The organism is Massilia paldalensis (assembly GCF_044901715.1).
GTDB lineage: Bacteria > Pseudomonadota > Gammaproteobacteria > Burkholderiales > Burkholderiaceae_D > Telluria > Telluria paldalensis.
On record NZ_JBJCIU010000001.1, the window covers coordinates 489,390 to 509,991 of the forward strand.

Genomic DNA, 20,602 nt, shown 5'->3' on the forward strand with positions numbered 1-20,602 from the left:
AAAAACCGGGTCGCGCGCCGCATTGAGCCTCGCGCCACCCGAAAATACACTTCGATACAATTCGTCTTCAAATGTTACGTTGCACACCGAACGGCCCTTTAAGCTTGTGTGGTTTTCCAGGAGCCCTCGCATGCCAGCATCGATCACCTTCCGGGTCCTTCCCGCCCAGATTCCGTACAAGACCCTGATGGCCTTCCGCAGGGATGCGGGCTGGGACAATACCGATGCGGCCGAGCGCTGCCACCATCCGGGCGGCCGCGTGCAATGGGTGACGATGGAGACGGGCTCGAAGGTCATCGGCATCGCACGCCTTGAAATCGCGCAGCCGCAGTTCTGCTTCGTGTCCGATTTCGTCGTGCTCAGCAGCCAGCGGCGACGGGGCCGCGGCCAGTGGTTCATGGGCCAGATCGAACAGTACTGCCGCCAGATTGGCATCCCGCACGTGCTGCTGCAGCCGACCGTCGCCAGCGAGGGCTTCTACGCCCGGCTGGACTTCGTCAGCGACACGCGCGTGGCCGGCTTCCTCAAGAAGGACATCCGTCCGTTCCCGCGCCGGCTGCCCATCCATTAGCCCTGCGACATCGCCCGGCATGCTAGGATCGCCGGATGGAACGACGATCCGACTACAAGACGGCGCTGCTCATCGATGCCGCCATCCACGAAGCGGCCGCCACGGGACGCTCCGCCGCACGCGACCTTGCCCTGATGGGCATCCCGTTCGAGACCGCCATCCGGGTACTGACCCGGCCCGACGAGCGCCGCCATCCGCAGCCGCCGGGCGTCGCCCGCTCGGTCAGCGCAGCTTGACGGCGGCGACCGTCGTCTCGCTGCCGACCTCGATGGCGGCGTCGCCGAAGTCCGGCGGGCCGAACTTGCCGCGCGCCTCGCGGCTGAAGCCGTAGTTTTCCTTGGGGATGCCGACGAAGTTGCGGTCCAGCTCCCCGTTCTCGTTCTCGTCCTGGTAGGCCAGCACGGCCCAGGTCCCGGCCGGCACGCCCGTCACGCGGATCACGTTGTCGCCGTCGCGCGCCGGCGCCGAGCCGCTGTACGTGCATTGCTTCAGGAAGCGTTCCTTGTCGCAGACGGCGACGTTGACCTTGCCCTTGCCGGCCGTGACGCCGGTGACATGGATTTCGACGGTGGCGGCATGGGCGGCGCCGGCGAACGCCAGCAGGGCCAGCGCAGTGCGCAGGGAAGTGGTCAATGAAGCAGTCGATGAAGCGGCCCGGGGGAGGTAGTGCATGCGGATTCCTTTCGAAGGGTGTGCGCCCAGCCGTGCGGCAGGGCGCTTGTGGTAGTCTGGTGGCATTCTTTTTCTGGTCGCTCGTTCAACACGCCATGCTGTTCAATGCCTTCGTCGTCGTGGTCACGGTCGTGCTGATGGAAGTGTTTTCCATCGTCGCGCACAAGTACGTCATGCACGGTTTCGGGTGGGGCTGGCACAAGTCGCACCACGAACCGCGCACCGGCTGGTTCGAGAAGAACGACCTGTACGCCTTCGTGTTCGCGGGCGTCGCCATCCTGCTGATCTGGCTCGGCACCGAAGGGCGCCATCCGCTCGAATGGATCGGCGCCGGCATGACGGCCTACGGCCTGCTGTACTTCGTCGCCCACGACGGCCTCGTGCACCAGCGCTGGCCGTTCCGCTACGTGCCGAAGCGCGGCTACCTGAAGCGCCTGTACCAGGCCCACCGCATGCACCACGCGGTGCAGGGCAAGGAGGGCACGGTGTCGTTCGGCTTCCTGTACGCGCCGCCCGTCGACAAGCTCAAGCGGCAGTTGCATGCGCTGCATGGCGGGGCGCCGCAGCGCCGTCCGGACGGCGCCACAGGCCGGGAGCGCGCGGCGGCGCACGCCGAACGCGCGAAATGAGCGCGTCGATGCCGCCCTTGCCCAGCAGCCGCAGCTTGGTCGCGCGCGAGGTGCCGGCCCGTTCGTCCCAGGCGCGTTCCCCGCGCCGCTTCACTTCGATCCCGATCTGGCGGTAGACGTTGCGCGCGCTGGCAATGGCCCAGGCCGAGCGCAGCGGCAGCGCGGCGATGCCGTGCGTGGCCGAGGCGTAGTACGGTTCGGCGTAGTCCACCAGGCGCGCGGCCACGCGCGCCAGCGCGGCGCGGTGACGGGGCTCCCCGAGCTCGTGCGGCGGGATGCCCGCTTCGCGCAGCCACTGCGCCGGCACGTAGCAGCGCCCCACGGCCGCATCCTCGACGATGTCGCGCGCGATGTTCGTCAGCTGGAACGCGATGCCCAGGTCGCAGGCGCGGTCCAGCACCGCAGCGTCGCGCGCGCCCATGATCGAGGCCATCATGAGGCCCACGACGCCGGCCACGTGGTAGCAGTAGCGCAGCGTGTCCTCGATGGTCTCGTACCTCGCCTGGCCGACGTCCATGCCGAAGCCGGCCAGGTGGTCGAAGGCGAAGCGCTGGGCGATGGCGTGCTGCAGCGCCACTTCCTGGAATGCGGCGAATGCAGGATCGGCCATGCGTTCGCCCGCGTAGGCGCGCCGCGTCATCTCTTCCAGCACGGCCAGCTCGCGCGCGGGATCGTGCGTCAGGGACGGTGCGGCATTGAAGCCCAGTTCCTGGCCGTCGACGACGTCGTCGCAATGGCGGCACCAGGCATACAGCATCAGCACGCTGCGCCGCGTGGCCGGATCGAACAGGCGCGCGGCGGCGGCGAAGCTCTTCGAGCCCACCTGGATCGTCTCGGTGGCATGCTGCATCAGCGCGGCGTCGCTCATGCCGTCACTCCTTCCAGCATCAGGCCCGCCGTCGCCTTGGCCGAGCCGATCACGCCCGGCACGCCGGCGCCCGGATGCGTGCCGGCGCCCACCAGGTACAGGTTCGCGATTTCCGCGTCGCGGTTGTGCGGGCGGAACCAGGCGCTCTGCGTGAGGATCGGCTCCAGCGAGAACGCCGAGCCCAGGTGGGCATTCAGGGTGTCGCGGAAATCGTGGGGCGTGAAGATGCGGCTCGTGACGAGCTGGCTGCGCAGGCCCGGCATGTAGCGCTGTTCGAGGTAGTCGAAGATGCGGTCGCGGTACAGCGGCCCCTCGACTTCCCAGTCGATCGGCGCGTTGCCCAGGTGCGGCACGGGCGCCAGCACGTAGTGGCTGCCGCAGCCCGGCGGCGCCAGCGACGGATCGGTGACGCAGGGCGCGTGCAGGTACAGCGAGAAGTCGTCGGCCAGCTGGTCGCCCTGGAAGATGTCGGCGATCAGTTCGCGGTAGCGCGGGCCGAAGCACACGGTGTGGTGCTGCAGCTGCTTGTGGTGGTGGTTCAGGCCGAAGTACAGCACGAACAGGGAATTCGAGAAGCGCTTGCCGGCCAGCGCCTTGCCCTCGGCCGCGCCGCGCGGGTGCTGGCCCAGCAGGGCGGAATAGGTGTGCACGACGTCGGCGTTGGAGGCGACGGCGTCGGCCGGGAACAGGCTGCCGTCCTGGGTGCGCACGCCCGTCACGCGCGCGCCCTCGGTCTCGATCTTCGCGACGGGCGCGTTCAGCTCGATGCGTCCGCCGATGTCCTCGAACAGCCTGACCATGGCGCGCACGAGGGCGCCCGTGCCGCCGCGCGGGAACCACACGCCCCACTTGCGTTCCAGCGCGTGGATCAGCGTGTAGATCGAGGACGTGGCGAACGGGTTGCCGCCCACCAGCAGCGAGTGGAAGGAAAAGGCCTGGCGCAGGTGCTCGTCCTCGATGAAGCGCGCCACCAGGCTGTAGACGCTGCGCCAGGCCTGCAGGCGCGCCAGTTGCGGTCCGGCCGCGATCATGTCGCGGAACGACAGGAAGGGCACGGCGCCCAGCTTGATGTAGCCTTCCTCGAACACGGCCTTGGAGTAGGCCAGGAAGCGCTGGTAGCCGGCCACGTCGGCGGGATTCCTTGCGTGGATCTGGCGGTCCAGCGCCTCCTGGTCGTTGGCGTAGTCGAAGTGGCTGCCGTCTTCCCAGCACAGGCGGTAGAACGGCGCCACGGGCAGCATCTCGACGTAGTCGGCCATGCGCTTGCCGGCCAGCGCGAACAGTTCCTCGATGGCGGACGGATCGGTGATGACGGTGGGACCGGCGTCGAACACGAAGCCCTGGTCCTCGTAGACGTAGGCGCGTCCGCCCGGCTTGTCGCGTTTTTCCAGCAGGGTGGTCTGCATGCCGCTGGCCTGCAGGCGGATCGCCAGCGCCAGGCCGCCGAAGCCGGCGCCGATGACCACGGCCTTTTTTGCTCCGCTCATTCTTGCATTCATTCTGGTTTCCTGATCTGACGAGGGTGGATCTTGCATGCGGCGGCCAGGGCCTGGCCGACCGGTACGGGTGGTTTGCCGGACAGGATGCGCGCCTTGTTCGCGAGGCTCAGGCGTCCGGCGTAGAAATTTGCGATCAAGGGGGCGGGCAGGCGGTAGAAGCGCTGCATCACGCGCCAGCGCTGCTGCGGGCTGCCGGCCAGGAACAGCATGCGGTTCAGCAGGCGGAAGAAGCGCTGGCGCCGCCAGGCATCGCGGGCCTCGTCGCGGATCGCGTCGAACACGGCGGGCGCGTCAAAGCCGTGCAGGCCGCACAGGCGGTCGGCCAGGCGCACCGCATGCGGCAGCGAATAGCCCGTCGTCGCGTGGAACAGGCCGGCGCGCAGGCCGGCGCAGGGCTGGCCCGCGATGTCGTCCCAGTAGCGCTCGATGTCGCCGGCCAGCACGATGGGCAGCGAGCCCCGTTCCTCGCGCAGCACGCGCGCGATGCGCCAGCCGCGCGAGTGCGCATAGGCGTCGATGTTGGCGCCTAGGCGCGCGGCGTCGAAGCCGGCGCCGTCGACGTAATGCGTGTCCTCGATCAGGATGCGGCGCGTGTCGAACGGCAGCAGGTAGACGAAGCGGTAGCCTCCTTGCTGCTCGACGGCGGCATCCATGATGACTGGTGCTGTCAGCTCATGAGGCGCGGCGAGTTCCACTTCGCGTCCCAGGAAGGTCTGCCAGCCCAGCGCCAGGCGGCTGCTGGCGCGCATGCCGCGGCCGTCGATCACGGCGCGCGCCGCGATGGTTTCGCCGTCTTCGAGCGTGACGGAGGTGGGGCCGACGTCGCGTACGCGCGCGTTCGTGCGCAGCGCGTCGCCCAGCGCCGGCGCGACCACGCGCGCGAAGTCGTCGGACGCGATGCTCGCATAGCCACCGTCGAGCGTGCGCGCCAGCTCGGGGAAGACGACGTCGTAGCGCGGCCAGCGGCACGAGACGAGCGGCGCCATCCAGTCGCGCTGGGCCGGCGTCAGGTCGCTGTCGTGGAAGGACCAGGTATGGTTGCCGCCGATGCGCTCGTCCTGTTCCAGCAGCAGGATGCGCAGGCCTGGGCGCTGGCGGCGCAGGCGCCAGGCGATCAGGCCGTTGGCCAGGCCGCCGCCGACCAGCACCAGGTCGTGGTTGCAGGCGCGCGTATCCATGGTCATGCCGCCGTCTCTTGGCGCCGCTCCTGACGCGGCGCCAGCCGCAATGCCGCTTCGATGATGTCCACGGCCCTTGCCGTGCCCCCCGCGCGCGCGACGGCGCCGGACAGCGCCTCCAGCTTCGGCGCGAAGCCGGGGTCGTCCAGCAGGCGCCGCAGCTTGCGCGCGATGGTGCCGCTGGTGGCGAAGCGGTAGGACGCATGCAGGCCCACGCCCGCATGCAGCATGCGCGCCGCCATGCCCGGGTGGTCGAAGGCGATCGGCAGCGCCAGGATCGGCGTGCGCGCGGCGATGGCGTCCAGCACCGTGTTCACGCCCGCATGCGAGATCACGGCGTCGGCCCGCTCCAGCACGGCGCGCTGGGGCGCGAACGCGCACACCCAGGTGGCGCCCGCGCGGCGCAGCGCGTCTTCCTGGCGCGCGTCCAGGCCGCCGCAATGGGCGACGAGCAGCTGCACGCCCTCGCGCCGGCAAGCCCTGGCGATGCGTTCGAACAGGCCGAAGCGGCCGCCCTGCATCGTACCCAGCGAGGCGAACACGAACGGCTTGCCGTCGGCCACGTCCGGCATCGCGTGGGCGTACGGGTCGGCGGCGGGACCCTGGGCCAGCGGGCGCAGGGGACCCACGTGGTGGAAGTGCGCGGGCGCTTCGCGGCGCGGGAAATCGAATTCGCGCACCGTCTGGCTGATCTGGGCCAGCGGCGACAGGCAGTCGTGCAGGGCGCTGCGCGGGCCCAGGCCGAAGCGCTGCGCGTGGTCGGCGATCACGCGCCCGTGCGCGCCCATCATCCAGTCGTAGACCCGGGTGCTGCCCTCGACCATGCGCCGTCCCTTTTCGCTGTCCTCGTAGGCGAACGGCATCACGGGCAGCGGGATGCCCGGCTCGCGGTTGACGGGCAGGGCGTTGGCGATGGAGACGAAGGGCAGCTGCAGGCCGTCGGCCACGAGGCCGCCGGCCGCCTCCATCTGGTCGGCGATGATGGCGTCGATGCCCAGCGCTTCGATGGCGGCGGGCAGCTCGCGGCACAGCATGTCGGTGCTGCCGGCCATGTCGGCGATCACGCGGCGCAGGCGCAGGGGACCGCCCGGATTAGCGGCGCGGCGCGCGACGGCGTCCAGCGAGCCGGGCGGGTGGGTGCCGGCGCCCACGGCATGGAAGCCGATGCGCGCATCGTCGAGGTAGGCGGCGGCGTCGGGGCGGTGCAGGAAGGTGACGCGGTGGCCGCGTGCGACCAGGGCCCCCGCGAGCGCCTGCAGCGCCTTGTAGTGGCTGTAGAAGGCGGGGGCGACGACGCCGAAGTGGGCCATGGCCGGATGCCTGGACGGGCGGCTCAGGCGCGCGCGGCGGCGATGCCGTCCGCTGGCGCGCGGGCCGGCCGCGCCGACTCGCCCGCGCGCGCCGCCGGCAGGGCCTGGCCGAACAGGCTGCGCAGCAGCTGGCGCGTGCCGTGGCGCGCACCCTGGCGCGCGCCGATGGCGGCGTCCAGGTGGCGCTCGGCCTCGAGCAGGTGGGCCAGCAGGCGCCGGCGCGCTTCCTCGGCGCCGAGGGTATTCACGAAGGTCGACTTGCCGGCGTCCTTGCCCGTGTCCTTGCCGGTGACGGCGCTGTCGTTGCCGGGGCCGTCCTGGAGGTCGTCGCGGATCTGGAAGGCCTGGCCGGCCGCGAGCGCGAAGGCGCGCAGCGAACGGGCGGTGCGCTCGTCGGCCTCGGCCACGATGGCCGCCATGTCGACGGCCGCGCCAAGCAGCACGCCCGTCTTGAGTTCATTGGTCTCGGCGATCTCGGCGGCCGAGCGCGCGCCGCCGTGCAGGTCGAGGAACTGGCCGCGCACGAGGCCTTGCGTGCCGACCGTCTCGCCCAGCGCGCACACGAGGCGGGTACGCACGGCGGCCGGGATGTCCTCGGCCGCGCTCAGGATGCAGAAGGCGCGGCTGAGCAGGGCCACCGAAGCCAGGATCGCGATGTCCTCGCCATAGGCCACGTGGATCGCCGGCTTGCCGCGGCGCAGGCGCGCATCGTCCATGCACGGCATGTCGTCCAGGATAAGCGAGGCCGCGTGCACCATCTCGACGGCGCAGCCGACGTCGACGAGGGCCGGCGAATCGCAGCCGAGGTCGCGCGCGACGAGCATCAGCAGCAGGGGACGCATGCGCTTGCCCGCGCCCAGGGTGCCGGCACGCATCGCATGCGTGAGCAGGTCCGCCTTGTCGCTGTCGGCGAGCAGTGCCGCCATGCGCTCTTCGATGTCCTGGCGCAGCGCGTCCAGGTCTTCTCCACCGTCGAGACCCTCGAACCGCCATGTCTGCTTGATCATGCGTTTCCTCCGCCGATGCCGGCCACGAAAAATTGATGAATTTAAAGTCCATGATACCGGAAACAAAGTTGAGGAATGATTAATCACATTCAAACGTGCGGACCCATTCAGCAAGCTATTTTTCGGTGGAAAGCGCGAGGCGGGACAGAGGCGGTCGATGGCCCGCAAACCCGCATGGACACTGGCTTGCGATGGTTTGTCTATACAGATTTGATGAAATCACCCACGCGGCATGGCGGGAGTAATGCGGAGAGGCAGGAGAGGATTTCTGAAAGATGCCGTAAGGAATCAGCGGGTCAACAGCGGGTCAGCATCCGGCCGGCCCATGAAAAAAGCCGGCACGGATGAACCCGTGCCGGCTTCGTGCAGCGCCGTGCGCTAAATCAGAACTTGACGTTGTACGCCAGGCCGACCAGCTGCATATGGGTCTTCCACGTACCGCGCGTGGTTTCGCCGTTGCCCGTGCAAGTCGTCGCCAGCGGGTTGCAGTTGTTGCTGTAGTTGCCGTTGGCATCCTTGAAGTCGAGGTAGCTGTAGGCCATGTCGAGCGAGGAGTTCGGGGTCAGCTTCCAGTTGGCGCCGAACGACAGCTGCATGCGGTCCGCGTCCGGCAGGGCGGCGTGGCGCAGCGCGTCGCTGCGGATCGGGGCGTCGTCGTGGGCGATACCGGCGCGCAGCGTGACGGCTTCGTTCAGCTTGTAGTTGCCGCCGAGCGAGACGCGCACGGTGTTCTTCCATTGCTGGCGGATGGTCTCGTCGCCTTCGGTGGTGCCGACGAACTGGATGTCGATGTTTTCCATGCGCGAGGTGCGCGACCAGGTCACGTCGGCCATGCCGGCCCACTTCTCGTCGAACTGGTGGAAGGCGTTGATCGACAGGGTTTCCGGCGTACGCAGGTCGACGCGCGCGGCCGAGTTGGCGCGGTGCGAGGCGTTCTGCAGCACGCCGTTCACGACGCGGTCGGACGTCACGCCGGAGAAGTCCCAGATCGCGCCGCCCTTCAGCTCGTGCTTGATCGACGAGCGGTAGGCGATGCCAAAGCGGGTGCTCTCGGTCGGCGAGTACATATAGCCCAGGTTGAAGCCATAGCCCCAGTCCTTGCCCTCGACGCTGCCGTGGGCGTCGCCGGCCGTGGCCAGCGCCGCCGGATTGCCGCCCAGCGCCAGGATCTGGCGCGCCAGCACGGCACCGGTGCCGCTCGCCTGCGCGGCGGCGACGCTGCCCGGCACGTCCACGCCCTGGCCCAGGCGCGCCTTCATGTATTCGGCGTCGACGCCGAAGCCGAACGCGTGCTGGTCGTTGACCTTGAACGACACGGACGGATTGATCGTCACGGCTTCCAGCTTGATGTTGGTCAGCGCGTAGCGGCCCGACCAGTTCCAGTCATAGTCCAGCTTGGTGCCGTAGGGAACGAACACGCCCACGCCGGCGGTCCAGCGGTCGTCGATCTTCTGGCTGTAGTACAGCGACGGCGCAGCCACCACTTCCGGCGCATAGTCGTCCTGCGAGGTCTTGCCGCCGGTCGGGGTGCGGGTGAAGCGGGTCGAGCCGCTGTCCTGGAAGGTCGAGTGCGGCACCAGCGCCGTCACGCCGCCCATGAACTGGCGGCCTTCGAGGCGCGACAGGCCGGCCGGGTTGGCGAAGATGGTCGAGGCGTCGGCTGCTTCGGCGCCGTTCGATTCGGCCGTGCCTTGCGCCGACACGCTCTGCGAGCCGAAGCGGTAGCCGGATGCGCCGGCATTCATCGAGGCAGCGCCCAGGGCCAGGGCGATGATGAGGGAAAGCTGCTTGGGATTCATTGTCTCACTCCTGTTATATCGAGGATGTTGCCCCCCGGCTTCGATGGCTGAGGCTGGCGGGCGCAAGCATATCATTTTTTGAACGACCGTTCTATTACAGTCTCGACGGAGTTTTGTATCGAATTTGTAGCGTTCACGCCGCCAGCCGCGCGGCGGCCTGCGCCGCCAGGTCGACGGTCCGGTAGCTGGCCTGTTCGGCGCCGCTGCCCGTGGTGATGAACTCGAGCGGGCGGCCGCCCTGGCCGCCCATGCGGTACAGCCGTCCGTCGCCGGGCGGGATCAGCACGTGCACGCGCGTCACCACGCAGGCCAGGTGGCGGTCGCTGGCGCGCACCACCATCAGGTGGGCGCCGCCATCGCCGCCGGCACCGTCCGCCCCGCGCAGGTCGGCCACGGGAATCGCCCGGCCCTGCCATTCCAGCGTGGCGGGCGCCGGCGCGGCGAGCGCCGTCACCTGTTCGACGCCGTCGATGGCCACCGCCTGCATGCCGTCCGCCTCGAACACGATGTAGGCCACCGCATTGCGCGTTTCCTGGGCGTCCGGGCCGCCCTGGCGTGCGGCCGGCGCGGCGTCGGCGGGGCGGCTGAGCGCCGCCTCGGGAAAGCGCGCGAACAGGCAGGCGGAGTCGAGCAGGTGCACGAGGCCGTCGGCATCGAACGCGCCGGCCACGCAGCCTTCGCCGGCCACGGCCAGCGCCGGATCGAAGCCGGCCAGCTGCAGGACGGCGTGGACGGGGATGCCCAGCGCCAGGCCGCCTCGTTCGAGCACGGCCAGCAGCGGGGCGGATTCGCCCGCCGCCAGCTCGGCGGGCAGGACGTCGGCGCCGGCCAGCACCGGCAGGTGGCGGCCGCGCCACATGCAGTAGGCGCCGCCCAGGCCGCCGATGCCGCCGATCTGCTCCAGCGGCGGCATCGGAATGACTTCGACCAGGTCGGCGGCCGGCACGCCCAGCCGCGCCCCGCCCGCGCGCAGCAGGGCGAAGGGAAGCTCGCATGCCGGGCCAGGATCGGCCGACCCCGCGGCCGCCGGGTCGGCGGCGCCCGTCGCGAGACCGGCGGCGTCGCTCCAGGCCGCGGCCAGCACGGCCAGGCGGTCGACGTCGAGCAGGCTCAGGACGCCGTCCTCCGCCGGCAGGCGCACGGCGCTGTGGAATACTTCGTCGGGATCGTCGTCGTGGTACAGGCGCGTGGCCGCGCCGGGCGCCGTCTCGACCACGGCGCCGACCGCGTCGACGCGCAGGCCCAGCAGGCCGCTGCCGGCGCGCAGCACGAGGACGTGCGGCTGGCCGGTGGGGGCCGGCGCGCTGCCGACATCGACCCAGCGGCCCAGGTCGACCACGGGCACCAGCGCGCCGCCATGGTCGACGATGCCGCTCAGGGCGCCCTGGCGGCGCGGCAGCAGCGTGCTGCGCCGGGGCGCGGGAATGGCCTGCACCACGGCCGCGGCCGGGATGCCGAGCCGGACGGCGCCGATGGTCGCTTCGGCCAGGCGCAGGCCGGGCAGGCCCATCACGTCGTCCGTGCCGTTCGTGCGGTCCGCAGGATGCGCATGCATGTCAGCGCTCCGTCGCGATGCTTTCCAGTTCCTGCAGCAGGGCCGACGCATCCTGCGTGGCGCCGGCCTGGGCGCTGGTCGAGGCGTGGATCCGGCCGATCGACGTGCTGGTCTCGGCGACCGACTGGACGATGCTGGCGAACGCCTCCTCGACCTCGGCGGCCAGGCGCGTGCCTTCGCCGACGCGGCCGACGGTCTCGTTGATCAGCTTGGCGATCTCGCGCGCCGCCTGCGCCGACTTCTCGGCCAGCTTGCGCACTTCGTTGGCGACGACGGAGAAGCCGGCGCCGTGGGTGCCAGCGCGCGCCGCCTCGATCGCCGCGTTGAACGCGAGCAGGTGGGTCTGGCCGGCGATGTCGCCGATGGTGTCGATGATCTCGCGCACTTCGCCGGACGAGGTCTGGATCGCTTCCATCGCATCGCGCGAGCGTGCCAGCAGCTTGCTGCCCTGCGCCGCCTCGCCCTGGGTCTGCTTGGCCAGGCTGGACGACTGCTGCGATGCCTGCGCGATCGAGGCGATCGACTGGGTCAGGCCGTTCAGCACGCCGGAGATCGCCTGGATCTTGTTGCGGATGAGCTCCTCGCGGTGCACCTGCTCGGTGACGTCCATCGCGAACTTGACCACCTTGTAGGGCTTGCCGTTGGCGTCGAGGATCGGATTGTAGGTCGCCAGGATCCAGATGTCGGCATCGTGCTTGCCGCGGCGGCAGAAGCGGCCCGACTGGAACTGGCCCTGCGCCAGGTTGGCCCAGAAATGGCGGTAGGCGGCGCTCTTCACGTGGGCGGGATCGCAGAACATGCTGTGGTGCTTGCCGATGACTTCATCCTCGACGTAGCCCATGGTGCGCAGGAAGTTCTCGTTCGCGGCCAGCACGTTGCCGCGCAGGTCGAACTCGATCATGGCCTGCGAGCGTCCGATCGCGTCGATCTTGCCGCGCGTCTCGGCGTCGCGCATCTTCTGCGCCGTGATGTCGGTGGCGAACTTCACGACCTTGACGGGCTTGCCTTCGGCGTCGAAGATCGGGTTGTAGGTCGCCTGCAGCCAGATCACGCGTCCATCCCTGGCGACGCGCTTGAATTCGCCGGCATGGAAGCGGCCGTCGGCCAGGTGCTTCCAGAACAGGCGGTAGTCGTGCGAGCGGCCGAACGCCGGTTCGCAGAACATCGCATGTTCCTGGCCCACGATGTCGGCCAGGCCGTAGCCCGTGGCGTCCAGGAAGTTCTGGTTGGCGTGCAGGATGCGGCCTTCGAGGTCGAACTCGATCACGGCCTGCACGCGGTCGAGCGCGCGCATGCGGCCTTCGAATTCGGCCTGGCGCACCTTCTCGGCCGTGATGTCGGTGGCAAACTTGATCACCTTGACGGGCTTGCCCTCGGTATCGAACACGGGGTTGTACGAGGCGCGCACCCACACGGTGACGCCGTTCTTCCCGACCCGGATGTAGTCGCCGCTGCAGGGATGGCCCTGGGCCAGCGCCTGCCAGAACACGGCATAGTCTTCCGAGGCCACGAAAGCGGGGGTGCAGAACGTGCGGTGGTGGCGGCCCGTCACTTCGGCACGGGTATAGCCCATCGTGTCGAGGAAGTTCTGGTTCGCGTGCAGCAATTGGCCGTTCAGGTCGAATTCGGCGACGGCCTGGGTGCGGTTGATGGCGTCCAGGGCAGCGAGTGCCATGTCCAGGCGTTTGTCGGTTTGGGAGGGATGGTGTTCCACGGTCGTCGTTTTCATGGTGGTCGGTCGGTTGTCCAGAGGTGAGTCCCGAAGCGCTGAGCACACACGAAAAATAGCCATCGGGAAACAAGTCTGTTAATTTAATCATTTTCCAAGTGGAAATACCACATCTATTTCAATCTTGTGCACGAAAAATGACGATTTCGTCGTATTGACGCCCGCGGACGGTTGCGCGCTGCATGATTGACGCCATGGCAACCCATGGTTAGCATCGGGACGCCTGCCGGGCGCAGCGTTCGCCCGGCCCTATACCTTTTACCGAGGAGACCCGTACGATGCCCCGTTCCCATTCCCTTACTTCGCTGGCGCTCGCGCTGGCATGCCTGGCCGCCGGCGGCGCCGCGACCGCGGCAGCTTCCGGTTCTTCCGCCGATGGGCCGCTCGCCAGGATCGACAGCGGCCAGGTGGCCGGCGCCAGCGCGGACGGCGTCGCCAGCTGGAAGGGGATCCCGTTCGCGCAGGCGCCCGTCGGCCCGCTGCGCTGGCGCGCCCCGCAGCCGGTGGCGGCCTGGGACGGCGTGCGCGACGCCCGCAGCTACGGCAGCGATTGCATGCAGCTGCCGTTCCCCAGCGACGCCGCGCCGCTGGGCACGGCGCCGTCCGAGGACTGCCTGTTCGTCAACGTCTGGAAGCCCACGCACGCCAAGGCCGCGGGCAAGCTGCCCGTGATCGTCTGGATCTACGGGGGCGGCTTCGTCAACGGCGGATCGTCGCCGCCGACCTATTCGGGCGCGCCGCTGGCCAAGCAGGGCGCCGTCGTGGTCAGCTTCAACTACCGCCTGGGACGCTTCGGCTTCTTCGCCCATCCGCAGCTGACGCGCGAGGCGCAGGCGGGCGACAGCCTGCTGGGCAACTACGCGTTCATGGACCAGCTGGCCGCATTGAAGTGGGTGCAGCGCAATGCCGGCGCCTTCGGCGGCGACCCGGCCAACGTCACCATCATCGGCGAGTCGGCCGGCGGCATGGCCGTCAACACCTTGCTGACGTCGCCGCTGGCGCAGGGCCTGTTCGCCAAGGCGGCCGTGCTGTCGGGCGGCGAGGGCCGCACCCAGGATCCGGGCCTGGCCAAGGCCGAACAGGCCGGCGTAACGTTCGGCGCCACCAAGGGCATCGCGGCCGACGACCCGCAGGCGCTGGAGAAGCTGCGCGCGCTGCCGCCCGACGCCATCGTCGACGGCATGAACCTGGCCGGGCGCGGCGCGGCGGGGCCGGAAGCCTTCACGGGGCCGTTCGTCGACGGCCGCCTGGCCGTCGATTCGCTCGCCGCCTTCAACGCCGGCCGCTTCGCGCGCGTGCCCGTGATGATCGGCGCCACCAGCGCCGACATCGGCGGCAAGACCGGCTTCATGGTGGCCGGCGCGCGCAGCCTGGCCGCCACGCTGGCGCGCCAGGGCGTGCCCGTGTACGCCTACCGCTTCTCCTACGTGGCCGATTCGCTCGGCAAGGAAGCGGCCGCGGGCGGCGCCCGCCATGCGACCGACATCCCGTACTTCTTCGCCACCACGGACGTCAAGTACGGCGAGCAGGCCACGCGCCGCGACATCGGCATGGGCAAGACAATGAGCGCCTACCTGGTGAACTTCGCCAGGACGGGCGACCCGAACGGCAAGCGCCTGCCGTCCTGGCCGCGCTACGACGCGGGCAAGGATGCCATCATGGACTTCTCGGCCGACGGCAAGGCGGTGGCCCAGCGCGATCCGTGGGGCGCCGACATCGACGCGGCGCGCGCGGCGCCGCCCGCGCAGGCGGCCGCCCGCTAGCGGCGGATCATGAGTCCGTGCGCATGCACGGACGGACGCGGCCCGTCGCCCTGGCGGGCATCGTAGTCGGCCTGGGCGCGCAGCAGTTCCTCCTCGTGCGCGCCGATCCAGTCGAACATCGTGCGCACCAGCACGTCGAGCGTGCGGCCCAGCGGCGTCAGGCTGTATTCGACGGTGACGGGCGCCGTGTCCATCACGGCGCGCGCCACCAGGCCGTTGCGCTCCAGGCCGCGCAGGCTTTGCGACAGCATCTTCTGCGATACCCCGTCGATGCGGCGGCGGATCTCGTTGAAGCGCAGCGGCCCCTCCAGCAACCCGTACAGGATCAGCGTGGTCCACTTGTCCGCAAGCTGCAGGTCCGCGAGCAGTTCGCGCGCGCGGCAGGGCGACAGCAGCGCTTCTTCGTTCGACATCTTCATGGTTGACTGGTTACCTCGGGGTGACCTGGTGACGGGGCGGTGCCTAATTGACGCCGTTTGCCCGAAATTTATCATGCGGCTTCCTTTTATGTGGAGAGCCATGATGGAACAAACGATGAAGACGGTGCTGGTGAACGGCCAAGGCGGACCGGAATTGCTGGAGGTGCACGAGGTCGCGCGCCCGGCGCCGGGACCCGGCGAAGTGCTGGTGAAGGTGGCATTCGGCTCCGTGAACGCGGTCGACAAGCGGGTGCGCGAAGGCTACCTGCGCGAGTACGCGCCGCGCCCGTACGCGGCCGGTTCGGATTTCGCCGGCACGGTGGTGGAGGCGGGCGCGGGCGCGGACCTGGCGCCGGGCACGCGCGTGTTCGGCGGCCTGATGCCCAACACGGGCGGCTATGGCGAATACGTGAAGGTGAATGCGGCCGACGTCGCGCGCATTCCGGACGGCGTCGGCTTCGAGCAGGCGGCGTCCTTGCCGGTGGCGGGTCTGACGGCATGGTCGGCGATCATCGCCCTGGGCGAGCTGCAGCCGGGCCAGCGCGTGCTGGTGCAGGGCGCGGCCGGCGGCGTGGGCCACTTCGCCGTGCAGATGGCGCGCCGCATCGGCGCCCACGTGATCGGCGTGGCGTCGGCCGGCAAGGCCGCCTTCGTGCGCGAACTGGGCGCCGACGAGGTGCTCGACTATGCCGACCCGCACTACGCGCGCGGCCTGCACGACATCGACCTGGTGGTGGACGGCGTCAGCGCGGCGAGCATCGCGCGCGTCTACCCGGCCATGAAGCCGGGCGGCCGCGTGTTCAGCCTGTTCGACCAGCCGCCTGCGCCGCCGGAGGGCGTGCGCGCCGCGTTCCTGGCCGGCGGCACGGGACCGGGCACCCTGCGCGAAAAGCTGGACAACGTCGTCGCCATGGTGGCGCGCGGGGAGCTGGTGCCGCACATCTCGCGCATCTACACGCAGGCGGAAGCGGCGCTTGCGCAGGAGGCGAACAAGACGGGCAAGGTGCTGATCCGGCCGTGAGCGGCGCTCAGTACACGTCGCGCCTGTAGCGCGCGGCGGTGGTGAGCGCGTCCAGCGTTTCCTCGCCCAGGATCTCGGCCAGCGCTTCGTGCACGCCGCCCGCCATGCCCTGCAGGCTGCCGCACACGTAGAGGGCGGCGCCGCGCTCGACCCAGTCGGCGAGCTGGCGGGCCTCGGCGCGCAGCAGGTCCTGCACGTAGCGGCGCTGCGCCCCGTCGCGCGAGAAGGCGAGGTCCAGGCGCTTGAGCCAGCCGGCGTCGGCCCAGCCCTGCAGCTCGTCCTGCAGCAGGAAGTCGTGCGCCGCGTTGCGTTCGCCGAACAGCAGCCAGTTGTCGTCCACGCCGGCGTTGATGCGGGCCTTGAGCAGGGCGCGCAGGCCGGCCAGGCCGCTGCCGTTGCCGATCGCGATGAGCGGGCGGCGCGCATTTTCTCCCAGGCGGAAGCGCTGGTGCGCGCGGATGCGCAGCTGGATGGCATCGTCGCTGGCGGCGCCTTCGCACAGCCAGCCCGAGGCGGCGCCCGCCGTGCCGTCCTCGCGCCGCTGCAGGCGCACCAGCAGTTCCAGCCGGCCTTCGGACGGGATGGAGGCGATCGAGTACTCGCGCGGGTGCCCCGGGTCGGACGGCGGGCTCACCTGGGCCAGGTCGCCCGCTTCCCAGGCGGGCAGGCTGCCGCTCACCGGCAGCAGTGCCAGCCGGTACAGCGGCGCGCCGGCGCTGCCGGGGTTCAGCAACAGGCGCTCGCCGATGCGCCATGCGCCGTAGGCCGGGGCCTCCCAGTCGGGCGCGTCGGCGGTGCCGGCCAGGCGGCCCACGTGGTGCTGCCACGCGGCCAGCGCGCGGGTGTCGCCGCGGTCGACGTCGATGCGCTCGAACAGGCGCGCGGCGCCTTGCTGCGCCAGCCAGGCGTCCAGGGCGCGGCCGAAGCCGCAGTAGTTCGCATAGCTGGCGTCGCCCAGCGCCAGCACGGCATAGTGCAGGTGCGCCAGGTCCGCGCCGGCGGCCATCAGGCGGCCGGCGAACGGCGCGGCCGTGTCGGGCGCATCGCCTTCGCCGTAGGTGGCGGCGATGAACAGTACGCGCGTGGCGCCGCGCAGCACGTCCAGGTCGAGCGTGGAGATGCAGGCGGCGCGGGCCGACAGTCCGCCGGTGGCGAGCAGTTCGGCGCTGCGCTCGGCCAGGTAGTGCGCGTTGCCCGTCTGGCTGGCGTACACCACCAGCCAGTCGGCCGGGGCGCTCGCCGCGGCGCGGTTGCGCCACTGGGCGCGCCAGATGCCGGCGCACAGCGCCAGGTAGCTGCCGGTCAGCGCCAGGGCGCCGCCCCAGCGCAGGGGTTCGGTCGTGAACATCATTCGAGAATCATTCGAGCAACTGCCGCCAGGCGGACGAGCTGGACTCGACGAGGCCGGCGCTGCGCCGCACCAGGAAGCGGGCGGCGATCGCCCGTTCCTCGGCGAAGGCCAGGCCGTCTTCCGGACCCAGCACGGTGAGCGCCGTGGACAGCGCGTCGGCCGCCATGCACGTGGGCGCCAGCACGGTGACGGAGGCGGTGTCGTGGGCGATGGGCCAGCCGGTGCGCGGATCGAGCGTGTGCGAAGCGCGCCGGCCCTGGACCGGCTCGAAATAACGGCGGTAGTCGCCCGAGGTGGCGATCGCCAGGCCATGCAGGGCGACGACGGCCTGCGGCGTGTCCGCATCCGGCACGCCTTCGACCTCGACCCACCATGGCTGGCCGTCTTCCTTGACGCCGGCGCCGCGCAGTTCGCCGCCCGCTTCGACGACGTGGTGGCGCAGGCCATGACGGTCCAGGCACAGGGTCAGGCGGTCGACGGCGTAGCCCTTCGCCACCGAGGACAGGTCGAGCAGGGCGCCGCCCGGTTGCAGCAGGCGCCGCCGTTCGCGGTCGAGTTCGACGCGTGCCGCCCCTCGCTGCGCCATGACGGCGGCGACGGCGTCGGCGGCCGGCGCGTAGAAGCCGGCCTGGTCGTACCGGCGCACGGGGCCGAAGCCCCACAGGTTCACCAGCGCGCCGGCGGCCGGGTCGTAGGCGCCGTGCGTATCGTCGCGCACCCGCAAGGCGTAGTCGATCACGTCGTAAAAGGCGTCGGGCAGGTCGATCCAGCTGCCGGCCGGCGCCGCGTTGAAGCGGGACAGCAACGAATCCGGCTCCCAGTGGCTCATCTGGGCCACCACGAGGTCGAGTTCGGCCTGCAGCAGGCGCCGCAGGCCGCCTTCCAGTCCCGGCGGCGCGGATGGGGGCACCATGAAGCGTGCCGACCAGCCCGTGCCCATCGACGTGCCCGCGAGCGTGTGCGGGCGGCTGCCCGAGGGCGGCAGCACGGGATCGATGGCGGCGGGGATCAGGACGGCGCGTTCCACGTCAGCGCTTACTCCGGCAGGATCTCGAACGTCGCGGAATAGCTGTAGCGCTTGGCCGGCTGTTCGACGCCCGGGCCGCGCGGCGCATTCGCCGGATACGCCGCACTCAGCCAGTACATGTTCGGCGCCGGCAGCGTGAAGCTCGCTTCGCCGTTGGCATCGGTCGTCAAGCGGGTTTCGTTGAGCGTGCCGCGGTACTTGACGCCGCCCGGGATCAGGCTGAACGGGAAGTTGGCCAGGGGCTTGCCGTCCAGCTGGAAGCGGAATTTGGCCGTTTCTCCGGCGCGCAGCTCGGTCGGGTTGCTCAGGGCGACCATCTCCAGGCCGCTGCCGGTGGGCTTGAGCGCACCGTCGCTGGACTTGTTGCGCGTGACGAAGGTGTCCTGGCGCTGGACGGTCGTGGTGGTCTTGACGTCTGTGGCGCCCGCCGGCGGGGCGTCGTTGCCGCGGAAACGCTTCGTTTCGCCGTTCAGCTTGTAGCTGCCCATGACGTTGTTGGCGCCGAGCGTGATGCGGTAGGTACCGTCCTTGGGCAGCAGGATGTCCACGCTGGAGCGGTGCTTGCCCATCACGGCGGCCGGGGCCGGGGCGGTGGCACCGTCCGGGCCCGTCACCGTCAGGCCGTCCAGCTTGAGCGGCATGAAGTCGTTCTCGAACAGGCCTTCGGAAATGGCGCCGTCGATCGTGACCCAGGCTTCGCGGTCGGTTTCGATGATGGACGTGTTCGGGATCATCCACGGACGGTGGGCCTGGGCCGCCACGGCGACGCCGGCCAGGGCGACGGCGATGGCGAGCTGCTTGATCATTTTGTTGTTGCGCATGCTGTCTCCTTATTGGATCGCGACGGCGACCTTGCCCAGTTCTTCCTTGCCGGACGCGTCCGCCGACACCTTGCCCTTGGCGGGCCAGGTGAACGGGACGCGCACCAGTTCGCGGCCGCCCCCTTCGCGCGCCGCTTCCACGACGAGCTTGTAGTCGCCCGCCGGCAGCTTGTCCAGCCCGGTGATGGCCGGGCCGAAATTCAGCGTATGGGTGCCGGCGGCGCGGGTGGCGCCGCTGACGCCGTCGATCGGCAGCTTGGCATCGCGGCCGGCCTTGCGCCACCAGGTGCGCAGGTCCTTGACCCATTTTTCGCCCGCATTATTGTTTTTCTTGACGTCGTACAGCACGGACAGGGTGGAAGCGACAGTCTGGTCCGGACGCTCGATCCAGATCGCCACGTAGGGCTTGTGGTATTCGGCCACGTTCAGCTGCGGCAGCTCGAACTTGACGGACAGGTCGGCGGCCACCGCCCAGCCGGACGCGAGCGGCAGGGTGAGGGCGAGCGAGTGGGACAGTTTCATAAGGCCTTTCGGACGGTGGTTGACGAAAATGGTTCGATGGACGGTTCAGTGGACGAACAGCAGCGCGATCACGGCCGGCAGCACGATGCCCAGGCCGATCACGGGCCAGGTCGAGGGCCGGTTGGCCGCGTGGTACTTCATGATCAGGAAACCCGTGATGCAGAACACGACGCAGGCGATGGCGAAGATGTCGATGAACCAGCTCCATACGGTGCCGGCATTGCGGCCCTTGTGCATGTCGTTCAGCCACGAGATCCAGCCGCGGTCGGTCTTTTCGTATTCGGCCTGGCCGTCCGCGCCGATGCGCAGCCAGGCGTCGCCGCCCGGACGGGGCAGGGCGACGTAGGCGTCCTCCTCGCTCCACTCGGCGCGCACGCCGCGCACGTCGACGGGGAAGGTGGCCTCGGCCCAGTTCGACAGTTCCGCCGGCAGCGGCAGCTTGGCGTCCGGGTGGCCTGCCGCGAATGCCTCCAGTTGGGCGCGCAACGGGGCCGGCAGCGTCGCCTTCTGGCGGACGACTTCCGGTTTCGCTTCGATCTGGGACGCGTGGTTCAGCGTGAAGCCGGTGAAGGCGAACAGCAGCATGGCCATCAGGCAGATGGCCGAGCTGATCCAGTGCCACTGGTGCAGCTGGCGCAGGAACAGCGCGCGGCGCGCGCCCGGCAGGGCGGGGGCGGCGGCGGTCGAAGCGGAATGGGAGGGGCCGATGGAGTCCATCCGTAAATGATAACCATTATCATTTACTGGGTCAACTCGGCAGGGGACCCGACTTTAGGCAGATGGTTTTGTGTAATTCCGCTAATAAAATACAAACGCGGGTAACTGTATTTTAGTAACAAATTAAATGTGGCTGCGGAGTCA

The 20,602-nt window shown here is 69.8% G+C and carries 20 protein-coding genes; 5 read left to right on the forward strand and 15 right to left on the reverse strand.

The features are described from left to right. Positions 1 to 130: 130 nt before the first annotated feature. The gene (locus ACI1V7_RS02195; RefSeq protein WP_404530142.1) at positions 131 to 571 is read left to right on the forward strand and encodes a GNAT family N-acetyltransferase; all 441 of its coding nucleotides are present in this window, start codon (positions 131 to 133) and stop codon (positions 569 to 571) included. Positions 572 to 606: 35 nt separating this feature from the next. Then, positions 607 to 807 (forward strand): hypothetical protein, encoded by a 201-nt coding sequence (locus tag ACI1V7_RS02200; RefSeq protein WP_404530143.1) that lies wholly within the window; start codon positions 607 to 609, stop codon positions 805 to 807. Here ACI1V7_RS02200 and ACI1V7_RS02205 read toward each other — a convergent pair. Further along, positions 794 to 1,204 carry a DUF2141 domain-containing protein gene (locus ACI1V7_RS02205; RefSeq protein ID WP_404530144.1) on the reverse strand — a complete coding sequence of 137 codons (411 nt, stop codon included), beginning with the start codon at positions 1,202 to 1,204 and terminating at the stop codon, positions 794 to 796. The two genes, ACI1V7_RS02200 and ACI1V7_RS02205, sit on opposite strands and share 14 nt — an antisense overlap. 98 nt (positions 1,205 to 1,302) lie before the next feature. On the opposite strand from ACI1V7_RS02205, the gene ACI1V7_RS02210 reads away from it, so the two are divergent. Continuing rightward, positions 1,303 to 1,872, forward strand: a complete 570-nt coding sequence (locus tag ACI1V7_RS02210; RefSeq protein WP_404530145.1) for a sterol desaturase family protein — start codon at positions 1,303 to 1,305, stop codon at positions 1,870 to 1,872. Here ACI1V7_RS02210 and crtB read toward each other — a convergent pair. From crtB to ACI1V7_RS02250, 8 genes are all read right to left on the reverse strand, one after another. Further along, positions 1,769 to 2,740 carry a 15-cis-phytoene synthase CrtB gene (gene crtB / locus ACI1V7_RS02215; protein WP_404530146.1) on the reverse strand — a complete coding sequence of 324 codons (972 nt, stop codon included), beginning with the start codon at positions 2,738 to 2,740 and terminating at the stop codon, positions 1,769 to 1,771. The genes ACI1V7_RS02210 and crtB overlap by 104 nt on opposite strands. Next, positions 2,737 to 4,227, reverse strand: a complete 1,491-nt coding sequence (locus ACI1V7_RS02220; RefSeq protein ID WP_404530147.1) for a phytoene desaturase — start codon at positions 4,225 to 4,227, stop codon at positions 2,737 to 2,739. The genes crtB and ACI1V7_RS02220 overlap by 4 nt, the downstream gene beginning before the upstream one ends. An 8-nt stretch (positions 4,228 to 4,235) precedes the next feature. Beyond that, entirely contained in the window at positions 4,236 to 5,423 is a 1,188-nt protein-coding gene (gene crtY / locus ACI1V7_RS02225) for a lycopene beta-cyclase CrtY (RefSeq protein WP_404530148.1), read from the reverse strand. Next, on the reverse strand, positions 5,420 to 6,727 hold the full coding sequence (locus ACI1V7_RS02230) for a glycosyltransferase (protein ID WP_404530149.1): 1,308 nt from the start codon (positions 6,725 to 6,727) through the stop codon (positions 5,420 to 5,422). Before ACI1V7_RS02230 ends, crtY begins: the two co-directional genes overlap by 4 nt. A gap of 23 nt (positions 6,728 to 6,750) precedes the next feature. Next, positions 6,751 to 7,734, reverse strand: a complete 984-nt coding sequence (locus ACI1V7_RS02235; RefSeq protein ID WP_404530150.1) for a polyprenyl synthetase family protein — start codon at positions 7,732 to 7,734, stop codon at positions 6,751 to 6,753. Positions 7,735 to 8,117: 383 nt separating this feature from the next. Beyond that, the gene (locus ACI1V7_RS02240; RefSeq protein WP_404530151.1) at positions 8,118 to 9,533 is read right to left on the reverse strand and encodes an OmpP1/FadL family transporter; all 1,416 of its coding nucleotides are present in this window, start codon (positions 9,531 to 9,533) and stop codon (positions 8,118 to 8,120) included. Positions 9,534 to 9,666: 133 nt separating this feature from the next. Further along, positions 9,667 to 11,088 carry a chemotaxis protein CheW gene (locus ACI1V7_RS02245; protein WP_404530152.1) on the reverse strand — a complete coding sequence of 474 codons (1,422 nt, stop codon included), beginning with the start codon at positions 11,086 to 11,088 and terminating at the stop codon, positions 9,667 to 9,669. 1 nt (position 11,089) lies between these two features. Then, positions 11,090 to 12,817 carry a methyl-accepting chemotaxis protein gene (locus ACI1V7_RS02250; RefSeq protein WP_404530153.1) on the reverse strand — a complete coding sequence of 576 codons (1,728 nt, stop codon included), beginning with the start codon at positions 12,815 to 12,817 and terminating at the stop codon, positions 11,090 to 11,092. Positions 12,818 to 13,095: 278 nt separating this feature from the next. Here ACI1V7_RS02250 and ACI1V7_RS02255 point away from each other — a divergent pair, with 278 nt between their 5' ends. Then, the gene (locus tag ACI1V7_RS02255; protein ID WP_404530154.1) at positions 13,096 to 14,580 is read left to right on the forward strand and encodes a carboxylesterase/lipase family protein; all 1,485 of its coding nucleotides are present in this window, start codon (positions 13,096 to 13,098) and stop codon (positions 14,578 to 14,580) included. On the opposite strand, the gene ACI1V7_RS02260 is transcribed toward ACI1V7_RS02255, so the two are convergent. Beyond that, positions 14,577 to 14,999, reverse strand: a complete 423-nt coding sequence (locus ACI1V7_RS02260) for a winged helix-turn-helix transcriptional regulator (protein ID WP_404530155.1) — start codon at positions 14,997 to 14,999, stop codon at positions 14,577 to 14,579. The two genes, ACI1V7_RS02255 and ACI1V7_RS02260, sit on opposite strands and share 4 nt — an antisense overlap. Positions 15,000 to 15,099: 100 nt before the next feature. Here ACI1V7_RS02260 and ACI1V7_RS02265 point away from each other — a divergent pair, with 100 nt between their 5' ends. Then, positions 15,100 to 16,020 (forward strand): NADP-dependent oxidoreductase, encoded by a 921-nt coding sequence (locus ACI1V7_RS02265; RefSeq protein WP_404530156.1) that lies wholly within the window; start codon positions 15,100 to 15,102, stop codon positions 16,018 to 16,020. A gap of 7 nt (positions 16,021 to 16,027) precedes the next feature. Here the strand turns inward: ACI1V7_RS02265 and ACI1V7_RS02270 are convergent, their stop codons facing one another. Genes ACI1V7_RS02270 through ACI1V7_RS02290 form a run of 5 tightly spaced genes read right to left on the reverse strand, consistent with a single transcriptional unit; the run spans position 16,028 to position 20,458 of the window. Then, positions 16,028 to 17,371 carry a sulfite reductase subunit alpha gene (locus ACI1V7_RS02270; RefSeq protein WP_404530157.1) on the reverse strand — a complete coding sequence of 448 codons (1,344 nt, stop codon included), beginning with the start codon at positions 17,369 to 17,371 and terminating at the stop codon, positions 16,028 to 16,030. Between the two features lie 7 nt (positions 17,372 to 17,378). Further along, positions 17,379 to 18,398, reverse strand: coding sequence for an FAD:protein FMN transferase (locus ACI1V7_RS02275; RefSeq protein ID WP_404530158.1), 1,020 nt, complete (start codon positions 18,396 to 18,398; stop codon positions 17,379 to 17,381). 8 nt (positions 18,399 to 18,406) lie between these two features. Continuing rightward, the gene (locus tag ACI1V7_RS02280; RefSeq protein ID WP_404530159.1) at positions 18,407 to 19,219 is read right to left on the reverse strand and encodes a DUF4198 domain-containing protein; all 813 of its coding nucleotides are present in this window, start codon (positions 19,217 to 19,219) and stop codon (positions 18,407 to 18,409) included. Between the two features lie 9 nt (positions 19,220 to 19,228). Further along, the gene (locus ACI1V7_RS02285) at positions 19,229 to 19,741 is read right to left on the reverse strand and encodes a DUF2271 domain-containing protein (protein ID WP_404530160.1); all 513 of its coding nucleotides are present in this window, start codon (positions 19,739 to 19,741) and stop codon (positions 19,229 to 19,231) included. Positions 19,742 to 19,786: 45 nt separating this feature from the next. Further along, entirely contained in the window at positions 19,787 to 20,458 is a 672-nt protein-coding gene (locus tag ACI1V7_RS02290; protein ID WP_404530161.1) for a PepSY-associated TM helix domain-containing protein, read from the reverse strand. Between the last annotated feature and the right edge of the window lie 144 nt (positions 20,459 to 20,602).